This window comes from Fibrobacter sp. UWR4 (assembly GCF_003149045.1).
GTDB lineage: Bacteria > Fibrobacterota > Fibrobacteria > Fibrobacterales > Fibrobacteraceae > Fibrobacter.
Window position 1 is genome coordinate 1 of record NZ_QGDU01000022.1, and the last position, 18,835, is coordinate 18,835.

Annotated in this window: 15 protein-coding genes and 1 tRNA gene; 5 read left to right on the plus strand and 11 right to left on the minus strand. The window is 50.9% G+C overall.

Annotated features, from left to right (window positions below; translation table 11 throughout):
* Window positions 1-36 precede the first annotated feature (36 nt).
* Entirely contained in the window at window positions 37-1,455 is a 1,419-nt protein-coding gene (locus tag BGX12_RS10055) for a site-specific DNA-methyltransferase (RefSeq protein WP_370245669.1), read from the minus strand.
* A gap of 373 nt (window positions 1,456-1,828) precedes the next feature.
* Between BGX12_RS10055 and BGX12_RS10060 the strand changes: the two genes are divergently transcribed.
* Complete coding sequence (locus tag BGX12_RS10060) at window positions 1,829-2,071, plus strand: AbrB/MazE/SpoVT family DNA-binding domain-containing protein (RefSeq protein WP_109735939.1); 243 nt, start codon at window positions 1,829-1,831, stop codon at window positions 2,069-2,071.
* Window positions 2,072-2,082: 11 nt separating this feature from the next.
* Entirely contained in the window at window positions 2,083-2,475 is a 393-nt protein-coding gene (locus tag BGX12_RS10065) for a putative toxin-antitoxin system toxin component, PIN family (RefSeq protein ID WP_109735940.1), read from the plus strand.
* Window positions 2,476-2,688: 213 nt separating this feature from the next.
* Here the strand turns inward: BGX12_RS10065 and BGX12_RS10075 are convergent, their stop codons facing one another.
* From BGX12_RS10075 to BGX12_RS10105, 8 genes are all read right to left on the minus strand, one after another.
* Window positions 2,689-4,230: a polysaccharide biosynthesis C-terminal domain-containing protein gene (locus BGX12_RS10075; protein ID WP_109735941.1), complete on the minus strand. Its 1,542-nt coding sequence runs from the start codon at window positions 4,228-4,230 to the stop codon at window positions 2,689-2,691.
* 38 nt (window positions 4,231-4,268) lie between these two features.
* The gene (locus BGX12_RS10080; protein ID WP_109735942.1) at window positions 4,269-5,591 is read right to left on the minus strand and encodes a glycosyltransferase; all 1,323 of its coding nucleotides are present in this window, start codon (window positions 5,589-5,591) and stop codon (window positions 4,269-4,271) included.
* The gene (locus BGX12_RS10085; protein WP_109735943.1) at window positions 5,591-6,592 is read right to left on the minus strand and encodes a RimK family alpha-L-glutamate ligase; all 1,002 of its coding nucleotides are present in this window, start codon (window positions 6,590-6,592) and stop codon (window positions 5,591-5,593) included. The genes BGX12_RS10080 and BGX12_RS10085 overlap by 1 nt, the downstream gene beginning before the upstream one ends.
* A 25-nt stretch (window positions 6,593-6,617) precedes the next feature.
* Entirely contained in the window at window positions 6,618-7,652 is a 1,035-nt protein-coding gene (locus BGX12_RS10090) for a hypothetical protein (RefSeq protein WP_146196308.1), read from the minus strand.
* A gap of 105 nt (window positions 7,653-7,757) precedes the next feature.
* Complete coding sequence (locus tag BGX12_RS10095; protein ID WP_109735945.1) at window positions 7,758-9,764, minus strand: LTA synthase family protein; 2,007 nt, start codon at window positions 9,762-9,764, stop codon at window positions 7,758-7,760.
* 89 nt (window positions 9,765-9,853) lie between these two features.
* Complete coding sequence (locus tag BGX12_RS10100) at window positions 9,854-10,165, minus strand: hypothetical protein (protein WP_109735946.1); 312 nt, start codon at window positions 10,163-10,165, stop codon at window positions 9,854-9,856.
* 17 nt (window positions 10,166-10,182) lie between these two features.
* Complete coding sequence (locus BGX12_RS15530; RefSeq protein ID WP_158278221.1) at window positions 10,183-10,353, minus strand: hypothetical protein; 171 nt, start codon at window positions 10,351-10,353, stop codon at window positions 10,183-10,185.
* A gap of 990 nt (window positions 10,354-11,343) precedes the next feature.
* A tRNA-Ser gene (locus BGX12_RS10105) sits at window positions 11,344-11,432 on the minus strand.
* A gap of 95 nt (window positions 11,433-11,527) precedes the next feature.
* Here BGX12_RS10105 and BGX12_RS10110 point away from each other — a divergent pair.
* The 3 genes from BGX12_RS10110 to BGX12_RS10120 are packed head-to-tail and all read left to right on the plus strand — an operon-like array spanning window position 11,528 to window position 17,025.
* Window positions 11,528-14,926, plus strand: a complete 3,399-nt coding sequence (locus BGX12_RS10110) for a transglycosylase domain-containing protein (RefSeq protein WP_109735947.1) — start codon at window positions 11,528-11,530, stop codon at window positions 14,924-14,926.
* A gap of 36 nt (window positions 14,927-14,962) precedes the next feature.
* A complete protein-coding gene (locus BGX12_RS10115) occupies window positions 14,963-16,252 on the plus strand; it encodes a hypothetical protein (RefSeq protein WP_109735948.1) in 1,290 nt (429 codons plus the stop codon).
* Window positions 16,249-17,025 (plus strand): sulfite exporter TauE/SafE family protein, encoded by a 777-nt coding sequence (locus tag BGX12_RS10120; RefSeq protein ID WP_109735949.1) that lies wholly within the window; start codon window positions 16,249-16,251, stop codon window positions 17,023-17,025. Before BGX12_RS10115 ends, BGX12_RS10120 begins: the two co-directional genes overlap by 4 nt.
* A 34-nt stretch (window positions 17,026-17,059) precedes the next feature.
* On the opposite strand, the gene BGX12_RS10125 is transcribed toward BGX12_RS10120, so the two are convergent.
* Window positions 17,060-17,362, minus strand: coding sequence for a GIY-YIG nuclease family protein (locus BGX12_RS10125; RefSeq protein WP_109735950.1), 303 nt, complete (start codon window positions 17,360-17,362; stop codon window positions 17,060-17,062).
* Window positions 17,363-17,379: 17 nt separating this feature from the next.
* Complete coding sequence (nhaA, locus tag BGX12_RS10130) at window positions 17,380-18,723, minus strand: Na+/H+ antiporter NhaA (protein ID WP_109735951.1); 1,344 nt, start codon at window positions 18,721-18,723, stop codon at window positions 17,380-17,382.
* Window positions 18,724-18,835: the final 112 nt, after the last annotated feature.

Consider the following 18,835-nt stretch of genomic DNA (forward strand, 5'->3'; position numbering starts at 1 on the left):
ATTAAATTTTAGAAAATAGCCCATTTTTTGTTTAATTTAGGCGAAAGTCAACAAAAAAGGGTGGCGAAGCCACCCACACATGTTGATGAAGAGCCAATTTTTTTCTTCTTTAATCTCCTTGTCATTCATTTCGTTAACAAAAAGATCAACCTTTGAAAGATTGGCTAGGGATAATTTTTTTGCGTACAATGAGGTTTTGTGTTCTTTTGTAGTTGTATAACCTTTAATCACTCTGCGCACGCGTTCTGCGGTAATGGAATCCGCGTAATCTTCCATTTCTACAAGAATAAACTTACGATTTCCGCCATCTTGTTTATTAAGGTTTAAAACTGCGTGAGCCGTTGTTCCTGATCCAGCAAAACTGTCAAGGATAATTGAAGATTTGTCGCAAAGAAAATTCAATATATATTCTACCAATGACGGAGATTTTGGATAATTAAAGACCTTGTCTTTACCGAAAATTTGGTCAAGTTGCTTTCCGGCTTCTTCTGTTGTGTCAACTCCGACAGAGGCGTCTATTAGATTTGGAGGAACCTCTGGAGCATAATCTTGTTTTTTATAAGAAATAACGAGTTGCTTTGAACAACTAACCCTAGTTCCTGCACGAAGTTCTTCTTCTAGTTTTTCTTGCAGCCAAGTAAATCTATTTTCAAATGATATTTCATTTTTATTGACACCGTTTTCTACTATAGCATCGTTTAGGAGTTTATTTGGATATTTTTCTGTTCCATAAATGCCTGCAGAAATAATACCGTCAGGAGTGTCTTTGAAATAGATGGTTCCTGGTGCGAAGGTAAGAATCTTCATTGAGTTCTGTGGCTTTATTATCGGATCGTCGCTTTTACTTTCTTTTTTTATGCCGCGGTAAATAACATTGTTCTTTCTTTTTTCATAGGCAAGAATGTATTCAAGGTTCTTTTTTATCTTATGAGATAAGTTTGGAGGCGTTGCCGATTTAAACCAATGCCATTCACCAACAAAATTCCCTGCACCAAAGATTTCGTCACATATCAGTTTTAGATTAGCAACTTCATTGTCATCTATGCTGATGAATATTGCACCATCCTCGCAAAGTAGTTTACGTAGTAGCTTTAGACGTGGGTACATCATACAAAGCCATTTATCATGACGCGAAAAATCCTCAAATTCTTTTCCAACAACTTTGCCGAACCATTTTCGTATTTTTGGACTATTGACATCGTCATAATAAATCCAACCACCTTTTTCGGGGGATTCTCCGGTGTTATAGGGTGGATCGATGTAGATGCATTTTATCTTGCCTTCGTATTCCGGCATCAAGGCTTTGAGGGCTTCAAGGTTGTCGCCATGAATGATCTTGTTTTCAGAAGAGCCTTTTTCGCAGTTGAAGGAATCCTTCAGTTCCAGGGTCTTGTATGGAACATCCAGGTGATGATTCAGAACAGCATCTTTTCCGAGCCAGTGTAAGGAGGGCAAGGGAACCTCGGGGCAAAAGTGAAACTTGGGGCTTTGCTCCGAAATTGAAAGACTTTGAATCCGCTTTTTCGCAGAAAAGAAAAAGGTGTGGAATCGCGAGCCTTCTGCAGTTGAGGTTCTGGTAAACCCTTGCGCAAAAAGACGAAACGACCCACACCCGATGGGGTGTGAGTGTCCGTCCATAATTCTTGCGCAATAAAAATTTACCAGATTTCAACTGCAAGATTAAGGACAAATACCCTAAAATCAAACGCCCGGCATTTCTGCCAAGCTATGTCAAGGAGAATATAGTTAAACGTTTTTCTTTCCTTTGTTGCCATTGTCGAATAATGTTATTATATTTAGGTAAAGAAAGTAAGGGAAGTAAAGAATTATGGAAACAGCAAAAGTATCTTCAAAAGGACAAGTAACCATTCCCATCGAAATCCGCAAAAAACTGGGTCTTCAAGAAGGCTCCCATGTGGCTTTTGTTGAGCAAGGCAACCTGATTGTTCTTGTGAATTCATCAATGCTGGCTCTGCGTCAAGCCCAGTCTGAATTTTCCGGCATGGCAATGGCCGCCGACATAAAGTGCGAATACGATGTCACAAAGATGATCAAGGAAGAACGGGGTTAGTATTGCGAGTAATGCTCGATACCAACGTCTTGCTTTCCGCGCTTTTATTCCCCGGGCAGAAATTTGACTCGCTTCTTGAAAATGTTTTCTCTTTTCATGAACTTGTGATTTCAAATTTTCTGCTTGATGAATTGCGTAAAATCGTCAAGAAAAAGTTTCCAACAAAGATCGAAGCCTTAGAAAGATTCATCTCGGCCATATCTTTTGAATTTGTGATCATTCCGGAAAAATACGAACAAGTTGTATCAATCCGAGATCCAAATGACTATCCGGTGCTTCTGAGCGCGTTTACAGGAAATGTTGATGTTCTTGTCACGGGCGACAAGGATTTTATGGACCTGAATCTTCCAAGGCCCGAGATTCTGACACCGGCGGCGTACATAGAAAAATATGTAGCAAAATAAGGTGAGCTGGCTGACGATTTAGACTTCTCTGAATTTCTGTCACTGAGCTTCACCCACCACATGGAAATTCTTCTAAAAACATCCACGCTAGAAGAACGTGCATTTTACATCCATCAGGGGCAAATGCCCGAGAAATTAAAAGCAATTTTGCCTGATGAAAAAATGCTTTTGAGGCAATGCGAAAACAATCTTAATGTCACTCTATACGCAGAATCAGCTTTTCTTCTTGCGCTTAGGGAGCTTGGCCTTTTGACCCGCCAGGCCCTGGAAATAGAAAGTGGCGACGATGACAAGAATTGCCGCACTGTAAATTCCAGCCTTCATAAGGATGCTAGGGGCAAAGGCAAAGGTCTGGTGATTCAAAAGAACGTATAGACCAACAAGGCACAAAATCCACAGTCCCTGAATGGAAAGGGACAACCTGTAAGGGAAGAAACCAATCATGCGACGGACATAAATGTTCATCCAGACGCACTGCAGAATCTGGTAGCTCATGCTGGAAAGGGCGGCACCTGCAATACCGAGTCTTGGAATCAGCAGGTTGTTCATCCCTATGGCAAAAACCAGGGAGACGGCGTTCATCAGGAGCATGAACTTGCTCTTGCCCAAACCGTTAATCACGGGACCTGCCAACCCGAACATGCCATTGATCAAGTTCCCAATCATGAGGATACCAAGAACCGCCACCGGATTTTCCTTGGTAATAAAGGACTTGCCCGCAATCATCATGGTCTGTTCCGGGAACAGCACGATGAAAAATCCAATGGCCAGCTGGATAAGCGTCACCATGGAAACGCAATAGCTAAAGACAGGCTTCAGGTCCGTCTTGATGCGGTCAGCGCTCATGCCCGCTACCACGGGAGTGAGAATGGGGTTGTAGCTCTGGCGAATGGTCTTAAGGCCGTTGGAAATGGTTACCATCACGGCGTAAATGCCGGCGGCCTCGGGGCCAATCAGAGCCAGCACCATCCACAAGTCCATTCGCAACAGGAAGGAGGTGACCACTTCGGAAAAACCCAGCGGGAGAGAGTAGGAAAGTAATCCCGGAGGAAGTTTTTCCTTAGTGCGCCAGGGCATTTCGGGGAACTGTTTCCTGATGATGAAATAGTAGGCAACAACCCCCAGGCAGTTTGCAATCAATAGGCCGATGGGAAGCGCTAGTTTATCTGTAGCCCCCGCAAAATAAATCACCAGGGCGATCATAGGCGCCAGGGCGGACACCGCAAAATCGTTGATGAACATCTTGTATTGCGGGTGGCGATTTCCCTCGCTGGCTCCTGCAAAAATATGAAGCAGTGACCAGGGAACTAGAGACAAGATGAACAGGGAAATCTCGGCAGTCCCCAACATGGAAAGGCCGGAGCTTAGCCGTTGCAGCCCGAACTGAGCCGCAATGAGAATCACCACCGTAATGATGGCAGCAAAGAGCACCGTTCGCTTGGCGGAAGCCATGACGCCCTCGTAACGAGGGCGGCCCTGCACCAGGTTCTGGGGCAGGTAACGGTGCAAGCCCTTGTCCAGCCCGAGAACAGAAACGCGACTCATGGTCAGCACCCAAAGCTGGGTACTGACGAACACACCAAACAGGGCCTTGTCAAAAACGCGGGCCACCACAATCATAAGGACAGGCGCCAGGACTTTCAGCACCGTTCCCGCCAAATTGTAGAAAGCGCTCTTTACCAGATATTTCTGGTCCTGCTGGACAGAAGTCTGGGTACTGTTCTGAACATTTTCCTGTGAGCCGTTTTCTGCCATACCAAGGTCCTTGAGTCCGCCGAAGGGACGAACAGCAATTAGCGCGACTTTCCTGCGGAAAGAATTTCCGCAAACTTGTTCAGCTGGATTTCGATATTCTTGTGGACGTCAAAATGTCCGTACACAAATTCCTGGGCGTTCTTACCCCGACGAATCAAGCCTTCCCGATCGGAAAGCAAACGCTTCATGGCTTCGGCAAGGCCATCCACATCGGCACAGTCCACCAGGGCGCCCGTATTGTCGTTCACCACTTCGGGAATACCGGAAAGTCTGGTGCCAATGACAGGGCGGGCAAGAGCCATGGCTTCCAAGGTCACATTGGGAATGCCGTCGATGTTTCCGTCCTTATCCTGGATGGAGGGAGCGGCAAGCAAGTGTGCCTTGTTGACGCAGTTCAAGGTCGACCTATTATTGAGGGAACCTGTAAAGGTGACCCGTTCCTCCAGGTTCAAGTCTTCCACCTGATTCTTGAGGGCAGATTCCAGAGGGCCATCCCCAACGATGGTCAGATGCACCGGGAATTTTTCCCGGGCAAGTTTAGCTACTGCATCAATGAGGAAATTAAAACCCTTCTTGGGAACAAGACGCCCAATGGCAATCACCTCGGGCAACACACCGGCGGCGCCATCGCAAGGCAGGGGCGCAAATTCGGCGGGCACGGGCAAGCGGGAAAAATCCAGACCATGATAAGAAAGCCGAACCTTGTCCGCCACGTCGCCGGCAACATCCACCAGGTGGTCCGCATTGTACTTGGTGCAGGTAAACACCACTTCGGAATGACGGATCTTGTCCGGGAGAATGTTCGCATCCTTCCAGATATCAACAGCGTGCCAGGTTCCACCGTAAGTACACTTGATCATCCAGGCCAGAGCCATGGCAAGCTCCGTCTGGTAACTGCCGAAATGGGCCTGCAAGTGGCGGGTGCCGGAAGCCTTTACCTTGTGGGCAACGCTTGCCGCCGCAACCGTCATGGCCATGGCGCGCAGCTTGTGGCTAAAGTCCTTATGCTTGAACTTCATCATGCGGCAGAGTACTCGCCAGAAAGGAAGACCGCTAAAGGTTCCAACCAGCAGCCCCTTCAGGAACCACACTACGGGATTACCCAGATAGATGGTATCGTTCTTCACGATTTCCTGAATGTCCTCAGGCTGGACGCTCATGTCTCGCTTGGCACCCGCAAGTATCTGGACCCGAAGGCCCTGCCTGACCATTTCCTGAAATTCACGATGGATGAAGGTCTGGGTAGGTTCCGGAAAACCCCACATGACAAAGCGGACCCCTTCGAGACGATTCAGGGTCTGTACGCCTTCGCCCTTTTCCAACTTCTCGGAACTAGCAGAACCTGCACAAGCTTCGCACATTACTGGACGCCCTTGGCCTTCAACACGTTCACGAAATCCATCACGCGAAGTTCGTAGCAGCGCTTCACGTTATAGTAGCCTTCCTCGAACTTGTATTCGCCATTTTCATAGCGGTAGCAACCGTCCTTGCCATCAATATTCAGCAAGGAACGCTCCACACTTCCGAACAGAGCCTGCATTTCGTTGATCAGGTACTGACCATCACCCGTTTCAAAAATATCAATGGCGATGGAGCGGAAACCAAACTTGTCGGTAATGTTACGAACCATTTCAAGAACTTCGTGAGGAGGCTCGCCCCAGGCGGCAAGTCCGGAGCCGCTGGCAAATCCATGCTTACCAACCACCTTCTTATAACCCAGGAAAGTATCGCCAATGCGAATGATACGATGTTCCCAACGAACGTCGCAGAAATCCTGGCAGATCATGTAATGCTTCTGTTCTGTACCGAGAATGGGCAGCAGGTATTTTTTCTTGACCCAGCTCCAGTAAGTCTTGCCGGTAGTAAAGCCGGAAACAAACCAGCCAAAGAACTGGTTTACCAGCAGACGGGCCTGAAGCTTGTTCTTCACGATAATCACGCCACTGGAAGCAGAGCCAATGGCTCGTTTGGAAACGAAGGGATACTTGGCGGTCTTGATAAAGTCCATGGCTTCCTGACGGCTAGCCAACACCACCGTCTTGGGATGGGGAAGCTTGTAATAATCCAGCCAGTTTACCAGGGAACGCTTATTTTCGTAGAACAGGCATTCGTCAACACCAGGGTAGACAGGCTTACCCATCTGACGATTCAGGAACATGAGACGTTCGTCATACATGGCCTTGCGTTCCAGATAGTCGCAAGGGGGACGTGCCATAAAGCCATCGCAGCCACTTTCTTCACAGGCCTTCATCCAGTCCTTGCCCGTAAAATCCACAACCTCGTAATTGACGCCCAGCTTTTCACAAGCTTCTGCATAAAGCTTGTAATCCTTGTTGAAGCTCTTTAAAATACCAATCTTCATAATACCCAATATAGAAAGTAAACTATCACTCGTTTAAACGGTAACGGACAATCTTCGCCTCGTCGGTCTTTCCATTGCGAAGCTGGAGGTGCAACAGGTACTCCTGACCATTTTCCTCTATAATGTCCAGGTCTTCCATTTCCCAGAAACGGTCTCCCGGCTGGTTCCCACGATATTTGATGGAAATAAACGGAGTCTTTTCGCCTCTATTATTCAAACCGGAAACATCCAGTTCATCGGCACCATCGTCATGAATGAAAAAGGCGTGAACTCCGGTAAAAGGGTTCATGTCTGCATCCTTGACATCCAGCACATAGAAGAGCAGGCCCGACTTGGTAAAGACACCGCCCTGGTTAGGGACATTAGCCCATTGTTCTTCTTTCAAGCCACCATGTCTGTACAAGATATCATAGGAACGAACCAGCTTCAGTTCCTCCCCATTCTCAAAATCCAACGTATACTCGAGCAGTTTACGGTGAGGGCTGGAAGAATAAAGATGACCGTTTACAGGATTGATCGCAAGCCATCCTGCACCGGGCTGAATCTTTCTCGGAAACTTTCCATACTTTACAAAATTCAGTTTTTCATCAAAAACGGCCACGATGGAGCCCGACCGTTCCGAAGAGAACGGATGGGTACGCCCTGTCACGGCCACGTAAATGTACCCGTCATAATAGGACATCCCACCAAAATGTTTGTAAAATCCATCCTTCAGCAAATGCTGAATTTTCATCAAGTGATTTTCTGCGAGAATTTCCGGTGGATTGGATTTTGACAACTTATAGATTTTCCACTGAGTCGTATAGTACCAGCTATTCTCATCGTGGGTAATCCCTTGAGCCTCATCCTGGTCAACATTTCCCCATTCCCCCTCCCCAAGCTGCACTCCGGCATAGGTAAAGCTTGCCGGTATACGGATGGCCGGGAAACGTTGTTCCATTTCCTCGTGCAGTTCATGCTTCGTCGGAAGTTCATAATAGGAGCCGTCGTACAGCAATCCGTCTTCTGCGGCAGATACAGAAAGCGCAAGAAAAAGAATCGCTGCAAACAAGAATCTCATAGGGACAAAGATAGCCATCCCACAGGCTCTTTACCCTAAAAAGTCCTTTTTTTAAGACGAAGCCCCAAATTCAAATGACAAAAGGGCTATTGCTATGACAAAGCATCAGTTCGAGGGCATTACTTTATTCTGATTAACCACATATTCCCAGGCGAAAGCGGCGGCCCGAGCCTTCCTGACGGACTCTTCCGCGATGGCGGGGACGCTTGGGAGCTTGCGGTGAGATGCGAAACCTTCTACGGGACGGGAAACGTCCCAATCCGGATTCGTCATGGTGCCGAACACCGTCCAGCTGGCTTCATCTTCCATATTGACGTAGAAGGTGTAATCCTTATTGCTCATGGCCACGTCATCCATACGGAAGCCGAACACGTTGCGGAATTCCCGAGGCGCCGTAAAGCGATAGGCAGGCGCTGCGGTCTTGACGGAATCGACAGCGGCTGAATCGACGGAATCGGCCTTAGGTTCTTCATTCATTACGAGTGGTTCGAGGAGCGGCGCTCCAACAAAATGATTGGAAAGTTCAAGGCCCAAATACTTTAGAACCGTGGGTCCGATATTTACGTGAGAAACGGGTTCCGTAACCACCTGGGGCCTGATTCCTTCTCCCGCTACAATGAGGGGAACCCAAGTGTAACCATCCTGTGCGCCGCCGGTAAATTCCGTTACCCCGTGCTGAGCCTTGTTGGCAAAGGCATGGTCGCCAGTAAGCACGATCAAGGTGTTGTTTCCGCGAGGGCTCTTGGAAATTTCATCCAGCACAATGCCCAGGGCACTATCCAGGTAAACCATGGTACGGAGGTAAGCCTCTTCAGGATCCTTGGGCGTGGGGCCGTATTCGCTGGGCAGCGTAAAGGGAACGTGGGTGGAAGTGCTCATCCAGTCAAAGAACAGGGGCTTATCCTTGGGGCGTTCGTTATAGAGATCGCGGAAACGGTCGGCGATAGGAACGTCGTGCTGATTTTCCGGCTTGTATTCGGAGTAGTCGAACCAGCGTTCAAACCAGGGATTCAGATTGTCAAAGCTGGGCTCCGTTGCCGTAAGCACCATGCGATGGTAGCCCGCATCCTTCAGCATGTCCGGAAGGGCACGCATCTGGGTGTTGGGCACATCGGACAGGAAGGTGAATCGGGGGTGGCTCCACAAGCCGGTAAGGGTCCCCAGGAAACCTTCGATAGAGGGATACCCCACGCTGTGGGCGTTAGGAAAGTAAAGTCCGGATTTCGCCAGCTTGCACAAGTTGGGCAGACGCCTGCAGGTTTCAGGAACGCGGATGTCCGCAGTCCAACCGCGGAATGTTTCCACCGTAAAGAAAATCACGTCGGGCCTTTCATCCAGCGGTCGCTTCCTGAAGGATTCCAGATTCTGGGCGTCCTCGGGAACTTCATGCCAAAACGGGTATTCCCCATTAGGATTTCCGCCCAACGCCACGACGCCTTCGGCGTAATCGTCCCGCTTATCCCCGGAGGAAAACTTGTAGGCCAGTTCCTCCCCTACGTGCCATGCGAAGGGGGCTATTCTTTTCCAGCGCATCTTGCTGGGAGCAAACCAGTAACGGCTTGTAAGACCAGTGGCCGCAAGCAGTGCCAGGACCACGGCAGAAACAATCGCCTTCCTGGACCTGTCAGGAGAAGAACCCCTGAAAATCCTTACGTACAGGAAAACAACCGCGACAGAGGTAAGCAGCGCCCAGAAAAAATCCAGCGCGAAACGCCCGAGGCCCCCCACCACAATGCGTCCTACAAGACCTAAGTCAGAAGCGGCGTTGGAATACGTATCCAGGAAGCTGAGGGATAAATGCTGACCCATCCAGCGCATGGTTTCGTCATCGCAGCAGCCTGTCCAGATATAGAGGGAACCAAGAACCACAAACAGCACGCCCCAAATCTTACGGAGGCTAGCCTTCTGGATCAGGAGGGCGCCCACAAAGCCTATCAGGGCAAGGGCCATGGCAACGCCAAGTTCCGCCACCAAGCTGTGAGGGAAGAAACGGTACCAGCGATCCACAATGGGGCCGCCCGTAGGCAAATCCATAAAGTAAAGGAAACTGAGCTGGGCAAGTCTTGCAAGCCACAGCAAAAGTCCATAAACCACCCAGTAGAAACTCTTCATGAAAAGCAAATTTAGCTTTTATGGATAAAAAAATCCGGAATCCTAGGGAGGACTCCGGATAAAAGCGCGATTTTTAAGGATAAGTTGAATTAGCCCTGGAGCTTACGTTCCTGTGCAGCGCACAGATCCTTCAGCTTTGCAATTTCTGCATCCTGTGCGGAAACCTTGGCGTTCAGTTCTTCGCAGCGTGCGGCGTAAGTCTGTTCGGATTCAATGCGTTCACCAAGCTGCTTGCTGAAGCAGTCCACGGAGCTACGGAGGGAATCAATGGTTGCGTTTGCCTGGGCAAGATTTTCGTCGGCGTTAGCTGCCTTGCAACGGCTGCTGCAGACCTTCTTGCAGATCAGGGCGGAAGCGACTGCACCCACTGCCATACCAACTACAAAATTGGAAATCTTCATAGATGCTCCTTTAAAAATTAGATGTTTTCAGGAACGGATTCGTCTTCGGAAGACTTTTCTTCGGAGGATTCGTCCTGGGAATCAATGTCGCAATCATCGTCGCAGTCGCATTCATTCAGCTTCTTGGAAACAAACAAAGCAGCAACAGCGCCAACAGCCAAACCGGTGATAAAACTAGACAATTTCATGGAAAACTCCTCTAAAATGAAACATTTCCCGTATAATATCACAATAAAAGTCCCAAAAGTCAAGCAAAAATATGGGAAACGTCCCTAAAAGTGCCTTTTTTCAAGGAAACTAGTGCAAATTTTCACAAAACACAAAATTCATACTACGATTCAGGCTATTTTCAGCACGAATGAGACCCAATGCTAGTACGAATCGACATATTTCATTTTTTCCGTACTACAAGTACCCCATAAAAAGCCAAAAACATAGTACAAATACACCATTTCTCGAACATTCGTACCAGAAAACCCCCAAAAAACCCCTCCCCCTTGCAGTTCAAACGCCACCCTAGCCGATTACGAAACTTCCAGACGAAGTATTCTGCAGGCTAGCATGGGGGACTGGTGCGTAGGGCGAGAGTCGCGGCAAAGTTCACTTTGCCATGACCGAGCCCAGCATCCTGGCGCTTGCGCCGTCCAGAGGAGAACTGAGGCAACATCCCCATAAACCACTTGCAAGGGGGAAGTCCTGACGTATCGCTAGCCGACACGTTCTCTTCTAACGAAATCATCCACAGGCTAGCTGGGGCGGGAGTCCTAAATGCAAACCTGAAATGAACATCCCGAGCAACCAAGTGGCGGAGTCCTTACCCGCATACGTAGCCACTTGCAAGGAGGACTGGTGCGTAGGGCGAGAGTCGCGGCAAAGTTCACTTTGCCATGACCGAGCCCAGCATCCTGACGCTTGCGCCGTCCAGAGGGGGAACTGAGGCAACATCCCGATAAATCTCTAGCCGAGAACGTTCCAATCGGGATGAATACACCAGCAGGCTAGCATGGGGGAGTCCAGAGATGGACCTGAGTTCTTCCCCTTGCTACACCCTAGCCGAACACGAAACTTCCAGACGGAGTATTCAGCAGGCTAGCATGGGGGAGTCCAGAGGGGGAACAGAGTTCCCCCTCTGCATCTTTAACAAAAAACCCCAGATCTTTCGATCTGGGGCTTTTCAGCGGGAAGAGCGAGATTCGAACTCGCGATAGGATTAAGTCCTATACGTCCTTAGCAGGGACGCGCCTTCGGCCAGCTCGGCCATCTTCCCATCTTTGGGGCTCTAATTTTAGATATTTATCTTGATTTTTTCAAGGGGTAATCCGAAAATACCTAAATTTTACCATATATATACGGATATTTCCCATGGCCGACCATAAAAAGAAGAAAAAAGTGGCTGCAAAGACCAAGTTCTTCAGCTTTGCCACCCTCAGAAAGTTTTTCAAGATCATTGCCGCATTCGCCCTGGTAGGGCTGATTTGCTGTATCCCAGCCTATATCGTGGTATTCAAGATTCTGCCCGCCCAGGATCCTGACAACCAGTTCAATCGCGAGACCATCATGCAGGTGCTCTCCGGCGAAACCCGAGTTTTCTATAACGACGGAGACTCCCTCCTGGGTGCCTTCTTCGATGCGAACCACCGCCTGTACCTGCCCTATGGCGACATCCCCTCCGGTGTGGTAAATGCGTTGATCGCCGCCGAAGACGCCAACTACTGGAGTCATGTGGGCTTCGACTTCTCCGGCTTTACCCGCGCCATGGTCAGCAACCTTAAAAACGGCAAGATGCGTCAAGGCGGTTCTACCCTGACTCAGCAGACCGTGAAGAATATTTTCGGACGTGAAGAACGTTCCATCAAGGAAAAGTGGAAGGAACTCATCAATGCCTTGCGCATGGAGACCCACTTCTCCAAGGAAGAAATTCTGGAATTCTATCTGAACCAGTTCCATGTCTCCGGTACGGGTAAGGGTGTGGCCATCGCCGCCCAGTACTTCTTCGACAAGGATCTGTTCAACCAGAAGGATCCCAAGAACAAGTTGACTCTTGGGGAATGCGCCTTTATTGCAGGCTCCGTGAAAGGTCCTTTCAACTACGATCCCTTCATCCAGAAAAATGAAGAACGTAGACAGCGCGCTTTAAAGCGTGGCCAGGAACGTCTGCGCTATGTGCTGGGACGAATGGTGGAACAGAAGTACATCTCCCAGGAAGAAATGGATCACGAACTGAGCAAGCCCCTGGAATTCAAGCACGGCGACTTCCGCTTTACCATGAGCACCATCCTGGAACGCGTGGAAGAACGGCTGAACAGTGATTACTTTACCGAATTTTTCAAGAGCAAGGATATCGATGACTGGCACAAGGCCCAGCTCACCATCGTAACCACCGTGGACCAGAAGGCCCAGGACGCAGCCAAGCGCGCCCTGCAGGCAAACATCAGCAACCTGCAGCTCCAGCTGGGTGGCTACGTGTTCCCCAAGGCCCAGTACATGACCAAGGCCAGCAAGGCTCGCAAGGGCGATTACCTCTACGGTGCCGTGGAAAAGATTACGACCAACGCCAAGGGAAAGATCAGCTCCATCACCGTCAGCTTCGGACAGCTGAAGGGCGAAATCAACGAGGCCGCGCTGAAGAGTTTCAGCACCCAGACAGGTAGCGATGCGGACAAGGTTTTTGCAGGAAACATTTCCACCGGTACCGTTATCCTGGTAAGCATCCTGGATGAAAAGCCGGTCAACGGAGCTGTGCCCTGTAAGATTGAAACGGAGCCTGTGCTCCAGGGCGGCCTCCTGGCCATCAAGGACGGCCAGGTCATTGCAAGCCAGGGCGGTTTCCATAACACCGGTTACGACCGTAGCTTCAAGGCTCTCCGTCAGTTGGGTTCCAGCTGGAAGCCTCTGCTCTACGCCCTGGCCCTTAAGTACAACTGGAACTATCAGGACGTCCTGGAAAATGACTTCAATGTATTCCAGTTCACCAACCAGTTCTACTATCCCCGTCCGGACCACAAGAACAAGGGCGACGTCGTCAGCATCGCGTGGGCGGCCACCCGCTCCGAAAACATCGCCAGCATCTGGCTACTGGAACATTTGCTGGACAAGATTTCTCCAGAAGAATTCCTGGCTGTGGCAGAAGAGAACGGTTACGCCCAGAAACCGGATGAAGACCAGAAGGCATTCTTCATTCGACTCCGCGACAAGTTCGGCCTGACCATGAACGACAACGTCCGTCAGGAAATTGAATTCTCCAAGGCCAAGGAAAAGCTGGTTGACCAGTACAAGTCTGAAGGCAAGGATGAAGCCGCACGTACGCTCCAGAACCTCCGTTTCGGAACTTATAACGACCTGGCCCTGAAGCAGGCAAAGAAGGATCCTGAAAGGACTCGTTACATCAACCACAACTTCAAGCGTTACAGTGAAATTCTCCGTGCCCGCGAAATCAAGGAACTGGACCCGGATGTAGCGGACACCCTGCAGCCCATCAATTCCGTAATCTTGTTCAACAACTTCACTCTGGCAGACTTCAAGCGTCTGAGCATTACCATGGAGCAGGTGGACAAGGAAAAGAATTATCTGGACCCGGACAACATTCGCTACTGGCCAGACTACAGACGCTCTCTCGCAATGGCTGAGTTCGCACGTTTTGCAAAGGAAATCGGCATCCAGCAAAAACTGCAGAAAGTGTTCAGCATGCCTCTGGGCGTAAACGACATTCCGCTGTCCGATATTACCACCGCCTACCAGACTATCCTTACCGGAAAGATTTACAAGTGCAAGAGCGGTGGGGACGTCTGGACCGAGCCCTGCCTGATCAAGGAAATCAAGGACCGCAACGGCAACGTACTCTTCACCGACGAAGTTGAAAGCAAGATTGTCCTGGATGAAAATGTTACCACCCAGATGGCCGCCATGCTTCATTCCGTATTCGTGAACGGTACCGCACGCAGCCAGTACAATAGCATCGTGGTGACCGCTCCGGACAATGGCACCACCTGGCGTTATCCTGCCCTGGGAAAGACTGGTACCACCAACGATTACAAGAACGTGGCCTTCCTAGGCGCCATCCCCACTTACAACAAGGACTTGGGCGGCGCCACTACGGAATCCGTCGTCGCAATCGGTAGCTATGTGGGCTTCGACAACAACAAGCCTATGAAGGTGGGACGCACCCGCATTTCCGGCGCTTACGGCGGTCTCCCCCAGTGGGCTGCATTCGCCACCGAAGAAATCAAGGTACTGGACGCCCCCTATCAAGTGGACTTCCTGGATCTTCCGTCCCAGCTGGCAAAGGAAGTCCCGCTGATTCTGAAAAAGCAGCGCGGCGAACTGATGGTGGACCCCATGACAGGCATTGCAATCGCTGACGCAAACAGCGCAGAAAGACGCCCCATGCCCTGGCTGGATGTACCCGGATTTATTCCTCCCCAGGTTCACGAATTTGCCGCAGAAAGCGCTGCAGAAATCGGCATCATGACCAGCATGGAAATGATGGCCCCGGCAGCACCTGAACCGGTCGCCGCACCTGCAGCTGAAGAAGTCGCTCCCGCTACAGAACAGCAGCCCGCAACGGAAGCAGGCGTTCCTGCAAATGACGCCACAGCACCTGCAGCGTCCGCTACCCAGCCTGCTGAAGCAGCGCCCGTCGCAGCACAGCCTGCACCTGCCGCTCCGGCGCCTGCACCGAAGAAGGTCTCCAGCGATGACGAATGGGATCTGCCTGCGGACTTTGACGGCAAGAAGATGTTCGTTCCCATCGAAGCGGAATAAAGTTTGAAGTTAAACGGATTAGGAAACGTTAAACCGATGAACAAGATTGCAAAGAACGTGAAGAAATTTCAGGGCGCAGCAGCCCTCGCTGCGGCCACCCTGCTTAGCGCTTGCGCCGGCGGCACACCCGCTGTAAGTACCGAAGTTCCAGCACAGAACTATCCCGAGAATAACCGGACGGAAATTTCCGAAGGGACAAGCAACCCGCAGGAAATTCCCGTAGCACAGCAGAACGCCCCCGAGGCAAGCCAGGTTGCCGCTCCCGCTACAAAGCCTGCGGAAAACCAGCAGGCTACTTCCAGGAAGGAAGTTGCACAGCCGGAAACCCAACCCGTTGCAAAGACCGTCGAGACAGTTCCTTGCGAATCCAGGAATAACGAGCAGGCCGCACCCGCGGCACTAGAAGAACAGACTGCCCCGCCGGATCCTTATCAGGCCTTCCCCGCCCTTGCAAACCAGATTTTCCTTCACGCAGATACCTTGTACAAGCAAGGTAAGGTGGATGATGCCGTCGCCTACCTGCAGCGTTTCCGCATTATCAAGCCCTTGTGGAACCAGTGGGAAATGACCGCCGATTCCCTGCTCCAGGAATTTGGAAAGACCAACGCGGAACTGGCCAAGCAGTTCGAGCCGCTGGTCATGCAGATCATCAACATGAACCGCGTGCAGACCGCCTACAGCATGGTGGCGGAAACGGCCGACAGCCTGATTTCCCTGGCACCCGGCGATTCCCTGGTGCAGTTCGCCAAGGACCAGAAACGTGTCGCCTACGAGAACACCCTGAAGCGTGCCCAGAAGGAAATGACAACCATCAAGACGATGGCCGAACAGCGCGCCCAGTTTGCAGAAGCGGAACAACGCGCTCTCGATTTCCAGCTGCGTCATCGCGATTTCGAGGAACAGCTGAAGATCCAGGCCATGATCGACTACATCAGGAGTCTTGCGCAGGCAACCGATTCCGAGGCGGCCAAGTACTGGGAAAAGAACGATCCAGCCGAAGCCATGAAGAAGGCAGACGAACTGATCGCCGCCAAGAAGTACGACCAGGCAAAGGAACTTCTGAACAAGCTGAAGGCAAGCAACCTCCGCAAGGAAGCCATGGACAAGTACATCGTCCTGGCCGACGCCTACTGTAACGCCCAGCGTAAGGAAACGTCCCAGCTGTTCGCCAAGGCCCAGAAGCAAAAGGATGCCGCTAAAAAGAAGGACCTGATGAAGTCCGCCATCGCCCCGCTGGACAAGTGCCTGGGTGAATATCCCGAAAGCACCTTGAACCAGAAGGTTCTGGACAACAAGAACTTCCTGGAAAAGGAAATGGCAAAATGATCGATGCCGGCTGGTGGGAATACGGCCAGTACGCCGTATTCTTTATCCTGGGGGCCGTCGTAAGCCTCATCAACAGCATCGCAGGCGGAGGCAGTTCCTTGAGCCTCCCCATCATGATCTTTCTGGGAATGCCCCCTACAGTGGCCAACGGCACGAACCGAATCGGCCTCATTATCGGAAACATCAGCAGCGTCTATAACCTGGCTAAGCACGGCTACCTGAACAGGAAACTTTTCTGGCAGCTGTTCCTCCCCTCCCTGGTGGGCGCCCTCATTGGCGTCTTCTTTCTGGTGAGCATCGGGGACAAGGCGTTCCAGGCAGTCATCGCGGCGGCCATCTGCCTGGTGGTCATCATGAGCAGACTCCGCAAGGACATTTTCGGCAAGCCCCCTGTAACCCCTCCGGAAAAATTGACCCTAGGCGGCGCCGTCGGTTTCGCCCTGGTATCCATCTACGGATGTATCGTGCAGATTGGCGTGGGATTCGTCCAGATTTTTAGTCTCACCCGATACACAGGCCTGGACCCCATTCACGTAAACGCCCTGAAGAATTGCCTCACCACCGTCTTCCTGGTGGTAAGCACTGCGGCCCTGGCCTTCGCAGGAAAGGTGAACTGGCCCATCGCCATCGTCATGTCCGCAGGGGCCTGGTGTGGCGGATACTTCGGCAGCGCCCTCCAGCGAAAGAAAGGCAACAAGTTCATCGAGAACTTCGTCAGCGTCAGCAGTCTTGCGCTGGCAGCATACCTGATCGTCGATCTGGTGATGCAGTAATCAACCTTATGGACGAACCTTATGGACGCAGGAATCAGGCGCCCGATTTTTTCTTGCGCCTCGGCTTGAGAACTTCCGACAGACTTTCCATAAGAGATGCTTCCAACGTCTCGTCCCCAGCGGCGAGGCGTTCCTTTTCAGCACGCTTCAGCTTCTTGATTCGGGCTTCCAGGCGCAACGCCTTTTCCTTGGATTCCAGCTCGAAAGATTTCAGGATTCCCTCCGGAGGGAACGCCTTGGTAAAGCGGGCTCCCTTGCCTTCCTGATGATGTTTAAAACGGGCCAACACATCCACTGCGTAGCCCGTATAAATGCGGTTGCCTTTGCACCGCAACATGTAGACAAAATGAGGCGTTACTCTTCCTTAGCCGGCTTGGAAACCAGGCTCATGTAGATGGTGCCAAGGATTGCGGCACTGAAGCTACCCAGCAGGATACCCAGCTTTGCGGAGTCCTGACGGTCGCCCACATCGAATGCCAGGGAAGCGACGAACAAGGCCATGGTAAAGCCGATACCAGCCAGCATGCCACCGCCCCACAGAACTTTCCAGCTGTAGCTGGGCTGCTTGGAAATGCCAATCTTTACAGCCAGGAAGCTGAAAATGAAAATACCGATAGGCTTACCGAAAATCAGAGCCAGGGCCACAGCGCCCATGACCGGAACTTCCACGCCACCCAGCTTGATTTCTACACCGGCGTTAGACAGGGCGAACAGGGGCATGATGAAGAAGTTGACCCAGGGAGCCAAGGTCTTGTAAAGGCGTTCCTGCATGGAAATACTTTCGCTGGAAGCCTTCTTCAGGAGACTGAAAACGCGATACTTTTCGTTTTCGTCCTTGGTTTCTCCAGAAAGGACATGGTCCACACCGTTTACGAAACCGCGGATCTTACCGCTAGTCACCACAGCCTTGGCGGGAACGGAAAGACCCAGCAGCACGCCAGCAATAGTGGGATGGACGCCGGACTTCACGAAGAACGCCCAGACAGCCACACCAATGAGGCAGTGGAGCAGAAGGTTACGGACACCAATACGGAACAGGACATTGATCAGGACCAGAAGGGCAACGCCAGTACCGAGGGCCGCAAAGTTCAGGCCATCGCCACTGGGATAGCCAATAGCAATCACCAGGATGGCGCCAATATCGTCAGCAATAGCAAGAGTAAGGATCATGACGCGGAGAGCATGGGGAACCTTCTTGCCGAGAATGGCCATGCAGCCTACAACGAAGGCGATATCCGTTGCAGTAGGAATACCCCAACCGCGGGCGGCGTCAGTACCCGTAGCAGCGTTTACAGCAAGGAAAATCAGAGCAGGGAAAAGCATACCGCCGGCAGCAGCAAGAATAGGAAGGCTAGCAGCCTTAGGATCCCTCAGTTCGCCGTAGGTCATTTCCCCCTTCACTTCAAGACCGATGTTGAAGAAGAAGATGGTCATGAGGGCATCGTTAATGAGCCAGTGAAGATCGCCTACGCCCATCCAGTTACCGATGGTCACCGCAAAAGGCAAGTGCCAGACATGATGGTAGGTTTCCGGGGAGATATTCGCCCAGAGCAGGGCCGCTACCGTCATGATAATCAAAACGATACCGCCGGTGGTTTCCACCTGCATCAAACGTTCGATCGGGGTGAGAATCTTGCGGACCGGAGTTTCCGGGATCAAATCTTCAATCTTGTCGCTACTGGTCACTTTTGCGGACATAATTACCTATGGTTGGAGGTTTACTTCAGCCTTGTGCATTTAAAGATAATCTTTTTTCTAAAAAACGTTGAATGCTTTCACGTAGATTTTGACGAAACCGCAATATCCTAGA

Excerpts from the sequence above, each read along its gene's own strand:
- BGX12_RS10060 (WP_109735939.1), top strand. The coding sequence starts at position 1,829 with ATGGAAACAGCAAAAGTATCTTCAAAAGGACAAGTAACCATTCCCATC.
- BGX12_RS10065 (WP_109735940.1), top strand. The coding sequence starts at position 2,083 with ATGCTCGATACCAACGTCTTGCTTTCCGCGCTTTTATTCCCCGGGCAG.
- BGX12_RS10075 (WP_109735941.1), bottom strand. The coding sequence starts at position 4,230 with ATGGCAGAAAACGGCTCACAGGAAAATGTTCAGAACAGTACCCAGACT.
- BGX12_RS10080 (WP_109735942.1), bottom strand. The coding sequence starts at position 5,591 with ATGTGCGAAGCTTGTGCAGGTTCTGCTAGTTCCGAGAAGTTGGAAAAG.
- BGX12_RS10085 (WP_109735943.1), bottom strand. The coding sequence starts at position 6,592 with ATGAAGATTGGTATTTTAAAGAGCTTCAACAAGGATTACAAGCTTTAT.
- BGX12_RS10090 (WP_146196308.1), bottom strand. The coding sequence starts at position 7,652 with ATGAGATTCTTGTTTGCAGCGATTCTTTTTCTTGCGCTTTCTGTATCT.
- BGX12_RS10095 (WP_109735945.1), bottom strand. The coding sequence starts at position 9,764 with ATGAAGAGTTTCTACTGGGTGGTTTATGGACTTTTGCTGTGGCTTGCA.
- BGX12_RS10100 (WP_109735946.1), bottom strand. The coding sequence starts at position 10,165 with ATGAAGATTTCCAATTTTGTAGTTGGTATGGCAGTGGGTGCAGTCGCT.
- BGX12_RS15530 (WP_158278221.1), bottom strand. The coding sequence starts at position 10,353 with ATGAAATTGTCTAGTTTTATCACCGGTTTGGCTGTTGGCGCTGTTGCT.
- BGX12_RS10110 (WP_109735947.1), top strand. The coding sequence starts at position 11,528 with ATGGCCGACCATAAAAAGAAGAAAAAAGTGGCTGCAAAGACCAAGTTC.
- BGX12_RS10115 (WP_109735948.1), top strand. The coding sequence starts at position 14,963 with ATGAACAAGATTGCAAAGAACGTGAAGAAATTTCAGGGCGCAGCAGCC.
- BGX12_RS10120 (WP_109735949.1), top strand. The coding sequence starts at position 16,249 with ATGATCGATGCCGGCTGGTGGGAATACGGCCAGTACGCCGTATTCTTT.
- BGX12_RS10125 (WP_109735950.1), bottom strand. The coding sequence starts at position 17,362 with ATGTTGCGGTGCAAAGGCAACCGCATTTATACGGGCTACGCAGTGGAT.
- nhaA (WP_109735951.1), bottom strand. The coding sequence starts at position 18,723 with ATGTCCGCAAAAGTGACCAGTAGCGACAAGATTGAAGATTTGATCCCG.